Origin of the sequence: Janthinobacterium sp. YR213 (genome assembly GCF_900099875.1) — a bacterium.
GTDB classification, from domain to species: Bacteria; Pseudomonadota; Gammaproteobacteria; order Burkholderiales; family Burkholderiaceae_D; genus Janthinobacterium; species Janthinobacterium lividum.
In genome coordinates, this window is record NZ_FNDA01000005.1 from 21,876 (window position 1) to 35,847 (window position 13,972).

Annotated in this window: 8 protein-coding genes; 6 read left to right on the forward strand and 2 right to left on the reverse strand. The window is 65.2% G+C overall.

The genetic code is table 11. The features are described 5' to 3' along the window. Positions 1-563 precede the first annotated feature (563 nt). Positions 564-1,328: an exodeoxyribonuclease III gene (xth, locus tag BLT98_RS21135; protein ID WP_034782197.1), complete on the forward strand. Its 765-nt coding sequence runs from the start codon at positions 564-566 to the stop codon at positions 1,326-1,328. Here xth and BLT98_RS21140 read toward each other — a convergent pair. Beyond that, the gene (locus tag BLT98_RS21140) at positions 1,325-4,984 is read right to left on the reverse strand and encodes a sensor domain-containing protein (RefSeq protein ID WP_092611995.1); all 3,660 of its coding nucleotides are present in this window, start codon (positions 4,982-4,984) and stop codon (positions 1,325-1,327) included. The genes xth and BLT98_RS21140 overlap by 4 nt on opposite strands. A gap of 211 nt (positions 4,985-5,195) precedes the next feature. On the opposite strand from BLT98_RS21140, the gene prpR reads away from it, so the two are divergent. The 5 genes from prpR to BLT98_RS21165 all read left to right on the forward strand — a co-directional run bounded on the left by prpR (position 5,196) and on the right by BLT98_RS21165 (position 10,517). Then, complete coding sequence (gene prpR, locus BLT98_RS21145) at positions 5,196-6,821, forward strand: propionate catabolism operon regulatory protein PrpR (protein ID WP_092611205.1); 1,626 nt, start codon at positions 5,196-5,198, stop codon at positions 6,819-6,821. A gap of 25 nt (positions 6,822-6,846) precedes the next feature. Continuing rightward, a complete protein-coding gene (locus BLT98_RS21150; protein ID WP_092611208.1) occupies positions 6,847-7,785 on the forward strand; it encodes a phytanoyl-CoA dioxygenase family protein in 939 nt (312 codons plus the stop codon). Positions 7,786-7,875: 90 nt separating this feature from the next. Continuing rightward, complete coding sequence (locus tag BLT98_RS21155; protein ID WP_092611211.1) at positions 7,876-8,748, forward strand: alpha/beta fold hydrolase; 873 nt, start codon at positions 7,876-7,878, stop codon at positions 8,746-8,748. A gap of 3 nt (positions 8,749-8,751) precedes the next feature. Further along, positions 8,752-9,801, forward strand: coding sequence for a sensor histidine kinase (locus BLT98_RS21160; RefSeq protein ID WP_092611214.1), 1,050 nt, complete (start codon positions 8,752-8,754; stop codon positions 9,799-9,801). Next, complete coding sequence (locus BLT98_RS21165) at positions 9,798-10,517, forward strand: LytR/AlgR family response regulator transcription factor (protein WP_034782191.1); 720 nt, start codon at positions 9,798-9,800, stop codon at positions 10,515-10,517. Before BLT98_RS21160 ends, BLT98_RS21165 begins: the two co-directional genes overlap by 4 nt. A 5-nt stretch (positions 10,518-10,522) precedes the next feature. On the opposite strand, the gene BLT98_RS21170 is transcribed toward BLT98_RS21165, so the two are convergent. After that, entirely contained in the window at positions 10,523-13,876 is a 3,354-nt protein-coding gene (locus BLT98_RS21170) for a S41 family peptidase (RefSeq protein WP_244517622.1), read from the reverse strand. Between the last annotated feature and the right edge of the window lie 96 nt (positions 13,877-13,972).

The following is a 13,972-nucleotide window of genomic DNA, read 5'->3' on the forward strand; positions in this document are numbered from 1 at the left end:
CCTTTGCAAATGCTACGCGCAAGTTTCACTATTAAAACTGCAACATTTCAAAATAGTACCATCTATTGATGTCGCAAAACAGTCTCATAGATATAGTACTGCAATTTATATAACAAGTCTGGCGGCGCCAAGGACGGAATTGACACTCCGTCCCCGGCACAGTGGTCATGTAATCGGAATAGCAATTACAACTAATTACAACTGCTTCCTGTCTGGTTGCCAACTTGGCCGTAACAAAGCTGTGTGACACAGTTGTTACACGGTGCCATTTTAGTAGTTTTTATCGCGTTTTAGCGAGAAACTTTACACCTTTGTCGCGTTAATCAGCGAGACGCATCCTGCCACGCCAGCCACTTATGCCAAATCAAACATAGGGGTTGATCAATGATACACAAAAACATAATATTCATGCGCCACGATTGGTTAAGTATAAATACTTTATTTGTACTCTTTTTCCCTGCCAGCAAATAAAGCTCCTACCCGGCAAGCGGCGCAAGACGTCATCGACATGCATGCGGTAAGATTCGCGCCTATCGATACCCATTCAAGCAAGGATTTTTCCCATGAAACTCGCCACCTGGAACGTCAACTCGCTCAAAGTGCGCCTGCCGCAAGTGCTGCAGTGGCTGACAGACAACCCGGTCGACATACTCTGCCTGCAAGAGACCAAACTGACGGACGACAAGTTCCCCGTCGCCGAGATCGAGGCGGCCGGCTACCAGGTCGTCTTCAGCGGCCAGAAAACGTATAACGGCGTGGCCATCCTGTCGAAGCTGCCGATCACCGACGTGGTGAAGAACAACCCGCGCTATGAAGATGCGCAGCAGCGCATCCTGGCCGCCACCATCGGTGGCGTGCGCGTCGTCTGCGCCTACGTGCCGAACGGCCAGAGCGTCGACTCGGACAAGTACGAATACAAGCTGGGCTGGCTGGCCGCCCTGCACGACTGGCTGGCCGAAGAAGCGCAGCAGCACCCGCAACTGGCCGTCGTCGGCGACTACAATATCGCGCCCGACGACCGCGACGTGCACGACCCTGTCGCCTGGGAAGGCCAGGTACTGGTGTCGGACAAGGAACGCGCCGCCCTGCAGCGCCTGTTCGACATCGGCCTGACGGATGCCTTCCGCCTGTTCGAGCAGGCGGACAAATCGTTCAGCTGGTGGGATTACCGCCAGCTGGGCTTCCGCCTGAACAAGGGCCTGCGCATCGACCACATCCTGCTCTCGCCCGCCCTCGCCGCCCGCTGCACGGCGTGCGTCATCGATCGCGTGCCGCGCAAGTGGGAACAGCCGTCCGACCATGCGCCCGTCGTGGCCACCATCGATTAAACGCCGCGTCGCTCCAATAATACTTGCGCATTCGCCGCAGGCACTGGCGCGGAAAACAGATAGCCCTGCGCATAGCGGCAGCCGTTCGCCTGCAGCAGGGCGAACTGCTCTTCCGTCTCCACGCCCTCGGCCACGGCCGACAATTGCAGGCTGTCGGCCAGCGCGATGATGGCCGCCACGATGGCGCGGTCTTCCCCGCTGTGCTCCATATCCTTGATGAAGGCGCGGTCGATCTTCACCTTCTTCACGGGAAAGCGCTTCAGGTAGGCCAGGCTGGAATAGCCGGTGCCGAAATCGTCGATCGACAGGCGCAAGCCCATGCCATTGATCTGGCGCAAAATCTCCAGCGTATGCTCGCCGTGCTGCATCAGCGCCGTCTCGGTGATCTCGAATTCCAGCAGCGCCGGGTCGATGCCCGTTTCCCGCACCACGGCGCCAATCGCCGCCACCAGGCCCTTGTGCATGAACTGGCGCGGCGACAGATTCACCGCCAAGGGCACGGGCTGCAAACCCTGGCGCTGCCAGGCCATGCTTTGCTCGCAGGCCTGGCGCATCACCCATTCGCCCACCGGCACGATCAGGCCGTTTTCCTCCATGATGGGAATGAAGCGGTCCGGCAGCACCAGGCCGTGGCCCGGGCGGCGCCAGCGCAGCAGCACTTCCATGCCGTGCAGCCGGCGCGTGGCGATATCGATGACGGGCTGGTAAAACAGTTCGAACTGCTGCAGCGCCAACGCCGTGCGCAAGCTGCTTTCCAGGTCGAAGTGCAAGGCCGCCGCCTGGTTCATCGTCTGCGTGAAGAACTGGTAGTTATTGCGGCCATTGCCCTTGGCGTGGTACATGGCCGCATCCGCATGGCGCATCAGGGCGTCGACGTCGCCGCCATCGTCCGGATACAGGCAGATGCCGATCGACGGCGTCACATGCAGCACATGGCCGTCGAGCGGAAAGGCGGGTGTCAGCGCTTCGATGATCTTCTCGGCCACGCGCGCCGCTTCGTCGCTGCCGCGGATGCCCGGCACCAGCACGACGAATTCGTCGCCGCCCAGGCGCGCCACCGTGTCGCTGGCGCGCACGGCGCCGCACAGCCGGGCGGCCACTTCCTTGAGCAGCAGGTCGCCCGTCATGTGGCCCAGCGAATCGTTGATGGTCTTGAAGCGGTCCAGGTCGATGAACATCACGGCCAGCTTGCGCCCAGAACGCTGCGAGGCCAGCATGGCCCGTTCCAGCCGGTCCGACAGCAACGCGCGGTTCGGCAAGCCTGTCAGGTTGTCGTGATAGGCCATGTGGTGCACCCGCGCCTCGGCCTGGCGCCGCTCAACGATCTCGCCCTGCAACAGCAGGTTGGCGCCGGCCAGTTCGGCCGTGCGTTCCTGCACGCGCAATTCCAGCTCGTCGCGCGCGCGGCGCACCGCCTCGGCCGCCTCGCGGCGCGCCGTCACGTCGTCGACCAGCCACACGGAACGGCCATGCGCATGCGCCAGGTCGAACGGCCGGCCTGACAGGCGCGCCCAGAAGCGGCTGCCATCCTTGCGCACCAGCTGGTATTCCGACATGTGCACGCGTCCCGCATCGAAATCGCGCGCCGTCTCGCCGCGCGCCACCTTCCACGCGGCCATGTCCGGATACAGGGCCTGCACCGACAGGCCGTTGATTTCACCCGGTCCATAGCCGAACAGCTCTTCCATCTTGCTGTTGGCACGCAAATTGTAGCCGCCTTCTATCACCGAGATGCCCAGCACGGCGCTGTCCAGGATGGCCTGGTTTTCCAGCAGCGCGTTGCGCAGCGATTCTTCGGCGCGCTTGGCTTCCGTGCGGTCCTCGATGATCCAGATGGTGCCGGCGGCGGGATCGTCCGGATTGACGACATAGGCGATCAGCTGCGCCCACAAGGTGCTGCCGTCGCGGCGCATCATTTCCACTTCCGTCTGGAAGGGCTTGGCCACGGACAGGAAGGGGAAGGCCGCCGCGCCCAGCAGCTCGTACGATTGCTGCGACACGTACAGCGCGCGCCCGGGCAAGCCCAGCGCCTCGTCGCCGCTATAGCCGAACATCGCGGCAAAGCCCAGGTTATAGCGCGTGATCAGGCGGTTCTTGGTATACAGGATGCTCACCGAGGCATTCGTCATGATGGCCGCCACTTCCATCTGCGTCTGGCGGCTGGCCGTGATGTCTTCCAGTATCCAGATGGCGCCCTGCTCGCTGTGCGTCTGGTCGACGGCCTTGGCGCGGATGCGGCACCAGAACAGGCTGCCGTCGCGGCGGCGGAACAGCGATTCATCCTGCTCGTATGGCAAGCCCTGTCCCAGCAGCGGCGTGGCCTGTACGCCAAACTCCTCGTAGGCGGCGGGCGAAGGAAACAGTTCGGCGGCGGGCAGGCCCGTCATCTCCTCCTGCGCGTAGCCGAACATTTCGGCGAAACGGGGATTGCAGCGCAGGATCAGGCGCGAACGGGAAAACAGGATGCCGACGGAGGCATTGTCGAGGATAGCCTGCTGCTCGAGCATCAGCTGGCGCGTCGCCTCCTCGGCCGCCTTCTGCGCGCTGCGGTCGTCGAACAGCCAGATCGTGTCGCGCAGCGCGCGGTCGGACTGGCTCTCGGGATTCAGGACATAGCCATACGCCAGGGCCCAGAACGTGGAGCCGTCGCGGCGGCGCATCTCCATCTCGCCCTGGAACGGCAAGCCGCGCCGCAGCAGCGGTGCGGCCTGGCGCACGACACTGTCATACGCCGCGCGCGACGGATACAGGTCGGCGACGGCCAGGCCCACGCCGCTGTCGCAGTCAAAACCGAAGCATTCGGCGAAACGCCGGTTGTAGCGCCGCACGCCCTTGTCGCGCTGAAAACCGATGGCCAAGGGCGCGTTATCCATCACGGCCTGCATTTCCAGCATGGCGCGCCGCAGCTGGTCTTCATCGCGCCGGTGGTCGCTGATGTCTTCGATGATCCAGACCGTGCCGTCATGCGTATTGAGGGGATCGACGGCGCGCCCGTGCAGGCGGCTCCAGAACAGGGTGCCATCCTGGCGCCGCAATTCCAGCTCCGTGCGGTACGGCTTGCCCTTCGACAGCAGCGGCGCCGCTTCCAGCCCCAGGGCGCGGCAATGCTCGGCGGAGCGGTACAGCACCGCGCCCGGCATGCCCGTCAGCTGGTGGCGCGCGTAGCCGAGCATCTCGGCGGCGCGGATATTGCACTCCTCGATGAAGCCGCCCTTGGAAAAGACGATGCCGACGGCCGCGCTTTCCAGGATCGCCTGCTGCTCGAGCAAGGTCTTGCGCAAGGCTTGCTGGTCGCGCTGCTGCACGCTGATGTCGGCAAACACGAGGGTCGCACCGGGCAAGCCATCGTCCACCAGCAAGGGCCGCGACCAGACCTGCACGGCGATGGCGCCCGCCGCCCCTTCCAGGCTGCTGTCCCAGTGCCGCTCGCGCCCGGCCGCGCCAAGCGTACCGCGCAGCATGCTGGTGCTCGACGCCTTGTAGGCGTCCGTAAAGCAGTCGGCCAGCAGCCGGCCCGCGATATCCCGCCCCAACAAGGCCTGCAAGGCGCCATTCGCGGCCACCACCATGCCGCAGGCATCGCAGGCGCAGGCCGGCAAGGCGATCAGTTGCAAGGCATCGGCGATGAAATCGGGACTGGTCGGTACGCGGTTCATGGACACCATGGGATGGTTAAGGACAAGATAAACATGCGCCTGGGCAAATATTCTTCCAAGGATCATGGTGCTGCTAGATCATAAACCAGTTTCCCGGGGTTTTTTCATATTCCTTATTGGCAATATCTGAAACACCACAGACCACTTGCAACACGCCCGTTGCAACGCCGTTGCATGGCTGAAAAATGAAACAAATCGTTTAGAATAAAGCATGCGCCGCCCTCCCCAACCTCCGCTCGACCACCGCGACAAACCCGTCATCTGGACCGTCTCCGTCTCGCGCCTGTTCGACCTGTTCCGCGACATCACGCTCGAATACGACGACCTGGCGACGATCGAACCGATCAACCTGGGCTTCGACGACGCCGTGCGCCACATCCGCGAACGCATGGCCACGGAGCGCTGCGACGCCGTCATCGCGGCCGGTTCGAACGGCGCCTACCTGAAAGGCAGGCTGTCGGTACCCGTCATCATCGCCAAGGCCAGCGGCTACGACGTGATGCAGGCGCTGGCGCGCGCGCGGCGCATCTCGCCGCACATCGGCGTCGTCACCTACCAGGACCCGATGCCGGAACTGGCGGAATTTGCCGCCACCTTCGGCTTCCAGATCTTTCAGCGTACCTATGCCACCGAGGAAGACGCGCGCGCGCAGATCAATGAACTGAAGGCGGCCGGCGTCAAAGCCGTCGTCGGCGCGGGCCTCGTCACCGACCTGGCCGAAGAGGCGGGACTGGCCGCCGTCTTCGTGTATTCGGCCACGGCCATCCGGCGCGCCTTCGACGATGCGCTGGAACTGGCGCGCCTGACCCAGATCGAATCGAACCGCGGACGCCGCACGGTAGTGGCCGACACCCTGCGCGCGCGGCACGGCCTGCACGATCTGCGCGGCGAGTCGGAAGCGATGGAAGCGCTGCGCCAGTCGGTGGTGCTGTATGCGCGCTCGCCGGCAACGGTGCTGATCCAGGGAGAAACGGGCAGCGGCAAGGAACTGGTGGCGCAGGCGATCCATCGCGAAAGCCCGCGCAGCCTGGGCGCGAACCGCCCCTTCATCGCCATCAACTGCGGCGCCATCGCCGAATCCCTGCTGGAATCGGAACTGTTCGGCCACGAGGATGGGGCCTTCACGGGCGCCCGCAGGGGCGGCCATGCGGGCCTGTTCGAGGCGGCCAACCACGGCACCCTGTTCCTCGACGAAATCGGCGAAATGCCGCTGGCCCTGCAAACGCGATTGCTGCGCGTGCTGGAAGAGCGCGAAGTGGTGCGCGTGGGCGGCACGCGGCCCATCGCCATCAATGTGCGCATCATCAGCGCCACGCATTGCGACCTGGAACAGCGCATCCGCGAAGGACGCTTCCGCGCCGACCTGTTTTACCGCCTGGCCGTGCTGCGCCTGCATTTGCCCGCCTTGCGCGAACGCGCCAGCGACATTCCCGGCCTGGCCGAGTGGTCGCTGAAAAATGCGCTGGCCGCGCTGGGCGCCCGTCCGCACCCCAACCTGCATGCGGAAATCCAGGCTTGCGCGCCGCTGCTGCGCCGCTACGACTGGCCCGGCAACGTGCGCGAACTGCGCAACCTGGCCGAGCGCCTGGCCCTGTTCCTGGCCGCCGAACCGCTGCAGGCGCTGACGCCCGCCTTCGTGCTGGGCGTGGCGCCGGAACTGGCCAATGCTGCCGGCACGCCGGCGCCGCTGCCGGCGCCGGCCGCCGCCATCGCGCCGCGCCCGGAAGACGAAAGCGCCAGCGCCGTGCTGGCGCGCTTTGGCGGACGCCGCGACGCCGCCGCCCACTACCTCGGCATCAGCCGCACCACCCTGTGGCGCCGCCTGCGCACCGGCTGAATTCTTCAACCAGACAAAAGACACCATGGACGACTGGCCTCACTTGCACGAATTATGGCAACGCTGCACGGGACACGGCGGCGCGGCCGGCAGCCAGGGACTGGCGCGCGACCACCGGGACATCAAGGCGCTGTATGCGCGCGGCATTTCCATGGAAGACGCCATGCAGTTCCTGTTCCAGCAACGCCCTACGCTGGAAGCCTTCCAGGCGTGGCTGGCTGGCCGCACGCGCGTCCGCCCGGCGCACGCCGCCAGCGCGCATCAGGACGTGCTGTCGGCCGCCGAACTGCGCCATTTCGAGGAGCACGGCTACCTGGTGCTGCGCGGCGCCGTACCGCGCGCGCAGTGCGTCGCCGCACAAACGGCGATATGGGAATACCTGGGCGCCAGCCCCGATGATATGGCATCGTGGTACCGGCCGCACCCGGGCAAGCGGGGCCTGATGCTGCAGTTTTCCGACCATCCGGTCCTCGAGGAAAACCGCCACTGCGCGCACATACGCCACGCCTGTCAGCAGCTATATGACACCGGCATCGGCGCCGGCACCGGCATCTACGCCAGCATCGACAAGGTGAGCTTCAATCCGCCGGAAACGCCGCAGCACCGTTTCCTTGGCAGCGCCCTGCACTGGGACGTCAGCCTGCAACAGCCGGTTCCCTTCAAGCTGCAAGGCATGCTGTACCTGAGCGACTGTCCGGCGCAGCACGGCGCCTTTCACTGCGTGCCCGGCTTCCAGCACCACATGGCCGGCTGGCTGCGGCAAGTACCGCCGGGCCGCCAGCCGCGCGAATGGGCCGTCGAAGACTTGCGGCCCGTGCCCGTCGAAGGCATGGCCGGCGATTTCATCATCTGGCACCAGGCCCTGCCCCATTGCGCCACGCCCAACCGCGGCCCGGCGCCGCGCATGGTGCAGTACCTGACCTACCTCCCGGAGCACTGCCAGGATCAGGATGCGTGGATCTGAACCACTCATCCCGCCCTGGCGCCGCTCATCCCGCAGCGCTGGCCGCGCGCTCCCGGCGCCGCTAGCATGGTCGTCAAGGAGGAGTACCCCATGAAACGAACACTGCAAACATTGATCTTGCTCAGTACGGCGCTGCTGGCAGGCGCCAGCCAGGCCGCCGCGCCCACGGCATTCAAGGTCGAGGTCACAGGACAAGGCCGTCCCCTGGTCCTGATTCCCGGCCTGGCGTCTTCCGGCGAAGTCTGGCAAGGCACGGTGGCGCGCCTGTGCGGCCCGCAAGCCGCACGCCAATGCCACGTGCTGACACTGGCCGGCTTTGCCGGCGTGGCGCCCATCGAGGGCGACCTGCTGGCGCAGGCCGAGCAACAACTGGCCGACTACATCGGCACCCAAAAACTGGGCCAGCCGGCCATCATCGGGCATAGCCTGGGCGGCTTCCTGGCGTTGAAAATGGCCATCGACCATCCTGCCCAAACGGGCAAGCTGGTGATCGTCGACTCGCTGCCGGCGCTGGGCGCGACGCAGCTGCCCTCCATCACGCCGCCGCAGCTGCAAGCCATGGCCGCGCAGATGCAATCGGCCATGCGCGCGCAGGATGGGACCACCTACGCCGCCAGCCAGCGCCGCACGGTAAGCAGCATGGCCAGCGCGCAGGCCGACGTGGAGCGCATCATCGGCTGGGGCCAGCGCTCGGACCGCGAGACGGTGATCAAGGCCATGGGCACCCTGGTGGCCAGCGACCTGCGCCAGGACTTGGCGAAAATAAAATCGCCAACCCTGGTGCTGGGTACCTGGATCGCCTACAAGGACTATGCGCCGCGCGCCGCCATCGAGGCGACCTTCCAGCAGCAGTATGCACAGCTGCCCGGCGTAAAAGTCGCGCTGGCCGACACGGCACGCCACTTCATCATGTACGACCAGCCGGACTGGATGCAGGCGCGCATCGAACAGTTCCTGGACTAGGCGATGAACGCGCCCTTGCATCGGCCGCCGCTGCTGGCCAGGATCAACTGGTACTGGACCTTCCAGCTGGCCGGCTGGGGCGCGCTCACCCTGTTCAACAGCGTGTATGGCGGCTCCACGCAGCTGCGCATCGTCGTGACCATTGCCAGCTGGGGCTCGCTGGGCGGGTTGCTGCTGTCGCACCTGTGGCATGGCGTCCTGCGCCGGCGCGGCTGGGCGGCGAACGGCTTGCGCTGGCAGCGCATCGTGCCGTCGCTGATCGTGCTGGCCGCCATCCAGACGGCCAGCGTGGCGACCGCCTTCCACGTCATGTATCCGCCGGACACCATCCGCGGCATCGCCTGGCTGCCCGGCGCGCTGCTGTTCTGGTTCGGGGTATTCCTGACCTGGACGGTGTTCTACTTCACCGCGCTGTCGCTGCGCCGCGCCAGCCGTTTCGAGGCCGAGGCGCTGCGCCTGGAAGTGCTGGCCAAGGATGCCCAGTTGCGTGCCCTGCAGGCGCAAGTCAATCCGCATTTTTTCTTCAACAGCCTCAATAGCGTGCGCGCGCTGATCTTCGAAGACCGCGAAGCGGCCGCGCACATGATCGACCAGCTGGCCAACCTGATGCGCCATGCGCTGCAGTCCAGCCAGCACGCTACCGTGCCGCTGGCGGCAGAACTGGAGGCCGTGCGCGCCTACCTGGCCATCGAACAGAGTCGCTTCGAGGAACGCCTGCGCGTCAGCTTCGACATCCCCCCCGGCCTGGAGCTCGTGCGCGTGCCGCCCATGGCCCTGCAAACGCTGGTGGAAAATGCCGTCAAATATGGCGTCGAAGCGAGCGCCGATGGCGGCGACATCCGCATCGCGGCGCGGCGCGGCGCTGGCATGGATACGCTGCAGATCGAGGTCGCCAACACGGGCAGGCTGCGCAGCGCGTCCGGCTCCACCGGCATCGGCCTGCGCAATGCGCGCCAGCGCCTGCAACTGGCCTGCGGCGAGCGCGCCAGCCTGGAACTGTGCGAACATGCGGGCTGGGTACACGCCACCATCCACTTGCCGGAACTGGCATGAACGGCCAGCCGCTCAAGATACTGCTGGTCGATGACGAGCGCCTGGCGCGCGCCGAGCTGCGGCGCCTGCTGGCGCCGCATGTGCAGCAAGGTGCCGTGGAAATCGTGGGCGAGGCGGCCAGCGCGGCCGACGCCATCACGCAGATCGGCAAGCTGCGCCCCGACCTGCTGCTGCTCGACGTGCAGATGCCGGGCGGCTCCGGCTTCGACCTGCTGGCCGCGCTGGACGATGCGCCCGACGTCATCTTTTGCACGGCCTTCGACCAGTACGCGCTGCAGGCATTCGAGGTCAGCGCCCTCGACTACCTGCAAAAACCCGTGCAGGCGGCGCGCCTGGCCACGGCGCTGGCGCGTGCCGGCGCACGGGCGCAAGCCGTGCCGCCGCCCGCGCCGCGCAAGGTCTTCATCAAGGATGGGGAACGCTGCTGGTTTGTGGCGTTTGACGATATCCGCCTGCTGGAATCGGAAGGCAACTACACGCGCGTGCATTTCGGCGAACAGCGTCCGCTGATGCTGCGCACCCTGAACCAGCTGGAAGAAAAACTCGATCCCGCCCTGTTCCTGCGCGCCAACCGGCGCCAGATCGTCAACCTGGCGCAGGTGGCGCAGCTGTCACCGAACGGCGCCGATGGCCTCGACCTGCACCTGCTGGACGGCAGCGTGGTCGAGGTCTCGCGCCGCCGCGCGCAACAGTTCAAGGCCGCCTGCGGCCTGTAGCAGGACTATTTCAACGCGGGGATCGGCTGCGCCTGGAATGCGGGGCGCGGCTGCTCCTTGAGCTTTTTCGCCAGCATGTCGAGCGCCACTTCCAGCTGGCGGTCGGCGCCATTGAAGGTGGCGTGCGGCGGGTTTTCCACCTCCACGTCCGGCACCACGCCCACGCCTTCGATCAGCCACTGGCCATCGATGCCGAACTGGCCGTTTTCCGCCACGCGCGCCATGCCGTTATCCGCCAGGCGCGTATTGTCGCTGAGCCAGACGCCGGCACCGGCCGTGCGCTTGCCCACCAGCGGTGCCAGGCCCAGGGCCTTGACGCCGGCGGCAAAGGTCTCGCCATCGGAATACGTGAGTTCATCGACCAGCACCACCAGGTGGCCGCGGAAGGTGTTCTGCATGTTCGACGATGGCTGCACGCCCGGCGGCGCCCAGTAGGCCCAGGCCTTGCGCAGCAGTTTTTCAATGATCCAGCTGTCGATATTGCCGCCGTTATTGCGCCGTACGTCGATGATCAGACCTTCGCGGTTGATGTTGGCGTAAAAATCGCGCGCGAACGAGGCGATGTCATTCGGGCCCATGGCGCGCAGGTGCAGGTAGCCGATGCGCCCCTGCGAAGCGGCCGCCACCTGCTCGGCGCGGCTCAATTCCCAGTCGCCATAGCGCAGCGCCGTCTGTTTCGCCATGTTGACGGGCGTGACGATGACGGCGCGCGGCGCGCCCTTGCCATTCCCCCGTTTGACCTGCAACAAGACCTGCTTGTCGGCCTGGTTCAGCAGCAGGTCGCTGATATCGCGCGCGGCCAGCACGTCCTTGCCGTTGACGGCCGTGATCACGTCGCCCGCCTTCACATCCACGTCGGGGCGCGACAGCGGCGCGCGCGCCGAGGGCAATTCCGCTTCACTGCGGTAGACATGCTCGACCTGATAACCGTCGCTTGTCCGCGCCAGCACGGCGCCCAGGCCCGCAGGCGTGCCTTCCTGCTCCGTGCGGCGCAATTCGCCGGGACGGATCTGCGAATGCAGCGCGCCCACTTCGGCCACCATCATGCCGAGTAGATCATTGAGTTCGGCGCGGTCCGTGACCCGCTCGACCAGCGGCGCGTATTTGTCGCGCGCCGCCTTCCAGTTCACGCCGCGCATCTTCGCGTCGTACAGGAAGTCGCGGTGCAAGCGCCAGGCATCGTTGAACATCTGCTTCCATTCCAAGCGCGGATTCGACACAAACGTCCAGTCGTCAACCTTGACCTTGGCTTTCGACAGGTCGGACGGCAGCTTGGCGCCCGCCTCGATCACCAGCATCTCGCCCGGTCCCGTAGCTGCCGCCGTGCGGTAGTACAAATGCTTTTTATCCTGCGCCAGGTCGAATTCACGCACGTTGGCCACCAGCAGTTCCGGCTTGGAACCGGTATTGCCAATCGCCAAAGTCTTCAGGCTGGACTTGTTCTCGCCGCTGTCCCGTTCGAGGAAATACAGGCGCTTGTCATCGGCGGCCAGCGCGCTGTAATTGCCCGCCGCCAGCGGCACTTCATACAGGCGCTCGGCCAGGCCCTGGCTGACGATGGCCGGCAAGGCGGCCGGCGCCTTTTTCACGGTCCCCTTGCCGCCGGCCTTTTCCAATGCCTTTTCCGCTGCCTGTTCGGCCGCCTTTTCATCATCCGTCTCGGCCGGCTTGACGCCAGGGCGGCTCAATTCATCGTCGGGCTGGAACGGGAAACGGTTGCCCGGCTGCAGCGCCAGCGCATATACGCCGATACGCTTGTCGAACACGGGGCCCATGTTGCGGTCGCCCCACGGCGAACCATTGGCCAGCTGGAAATTGCGCGCCGACATGAAGTACAACCATCGCCCGTCGGGCGAGAACACGGGGGAACCGGAGGTATAGCGGTCGCTAGTGACGAACTGCAGCTGTTTCGACGCGAGGTTGTACAGGCCGATCTGCTCGCGCTGCTCATTGCTGGCCACGCGCACGATGGCCAGGTTGCGGCTGTCGGGCGACCATTGCACTTCGTCGTGCTTGTCCACGCCCGCCTTGCCCGCGTCGTCGATCAGCTGGTTGCCCCTGGTCGCCAGGTCCAGCAGCCAGAAACGGCCCTTCTTGTCCGTGTGGGCCAGCCAGCGCCCGTCCGGCGACGGGTACAGTTTCCAGCGGTGGTTATCTCCCTGCGTCGTCAGCTGCTCGCCCTTGCCCGAGCCATCGGCGGCGTACTTCCAGATTTCATTCTCTCCGCTCGTGTCGACGATGGCGAAGACGGATTTTTCGTCGCTGGAAAAGACGGCGTCGCGCGCCCGCGCCCCTTCGGGAATGGCGATATCGACGCGGCGCATGCTGCCCGTGCCGGCGATGCTGACGCGTCCGCGAGCCGTCAGGATGATGCGCTCATCCTTGCCGGACAGCTGCACATTGCTCAAGGTATCCAGCGGCGAGCGGATCTGGCGCGCGCGCTGCTGGTCGAAGTCGGATACGAGGCTGATCGGCAATGGCGATGAGTCCGTCCCCGCCGCCAAGTCCAGCACCTGCAGGTCCGCGCCCAATTGATACACAATCTTGCCATCGCCCAAGGAAGCATTACGCACGTCCCATTGCTTGTGCGTCGTCAATGCGCGGCGGTCGGAGCCGTCCGGCAGCATGCTCCACAAATTGTCGCTGCCGCCCGCGTCGCTAATATAGTAAACGCGGCCTTGCCACCACATGGGACGCTTGTTGTTGCCAGCCAATACAGCAGGTTCCGTATGCATGCGCACGGCCTCGCCCTTGCCGCCCAGCTCATAGCGCCACAGGGTGGCATGCGCGCCGCCCCGGTAATTGCGCACATTGTCGTTGGTCATGGCCAGGCCGAAACGCGTGAAGAACAGCGTCTTGCCCGCATCGTCGAGCACGGCGTCGTTGGCATCGGCCACGGGAAACACGCGGCGCGTCTGTTTCACGGGGTCGATGGCGGCGACGATGCGGCGCGAAGCGGGACCATCCGTGTTTTGCGTGCTGACCAGCACCTCGCCCTGCGCCGTCCAGCCCAGGACCAGCACGCCGCCGTTGTCATACGAAATACGCCGCGGCAAGCCGCCTGCCAGCGGCATCACATACGCTTCCTGCGCCCCTTCATAGGCGGCGGAAAAGGCAATCCATTGGCCATCGTGCGAAATCGCCGCGTTCGTTTCATAGCCGGGATGCGTGGTCAGGCGTTGCGCGGCGCCACCGCGCACGCTGCTTTTCCACAAGTCGCCTTCGGCGGTAAACACCACGGTATCGCCGCGCACGGCGGGAAAGCGGAAATAGCTGCTGGCAGGAGAAGAGGCAGCGGTGGCGTTGCCCAGCAGGCCGGCGGACAACAGGAGCAAGCTAAGATTGCGGGAAATTTTCATATGAGCATCCAGATAGCGTTCAGGTGGCATGGACATCATGTCGATACCGGACAGCAATTCTGGCATAACTATGACCAAAGAAAACCTTCTTAAAAC

Bases quoted from the DNA above. Each gene is read 5' to 3' on its own strand.
- xth (WP_034782197.1), top strand. From the start codon at position 564: ATGAAACTCGCCACCTGGAACGTCAACTCGCTCAAAGTGCGCCTGCCG.
- BLT98_RS21140 (WP_092611995.1), bottom strand. From the start codon at position 4,984: ATGAACCGCGTACCGACCAGTCCCGATTTCATCGCCGATGCCTTGCAA.
- prpR (WP_092611205.1), top strand. From the start codon at position 5,196: ATGCGCCGCCCTCCCCAACCTCCGCTCGACCACCGCGACAAACCCGTC.
- BLT98_RS21150 (WP_092611208.1), top strand. From the start codon at position 6,847: ATGGACGACTGGCCTCACTTGCACGAATTATGGCAACGCTGCACGGGA.
- BLT98_RS21155 (WP_092611211.1), top strand. From the start codon at position 7,876: ATGAAACGAACACTGCAAACATTGATCTTGCTCAGTACGGCGCTGCTG.
- BLT98_RS21160 (WP_092611214.1), top strand. From the start codon at position 8,752: ATGAACGCGCCCTTGCATCGGCCGCCGCTGCTGGCCAGGATCAACTGG.
- BLT98_RS21165 (WP_034782191.1), top strand. From the start codon at position 9,798: ATGAACGGCCAGCCGCTCAAGATACTGCTGGTCGATGACGAGCGCCTG.
- BLT98_RS21170 (WP_244517622.1), bottom strand. From the start codon at position 13,876: ATGAAAATTTCCCGCAATCTTAGCTTGCTCCTGTTGTCCGCCGGCCTG.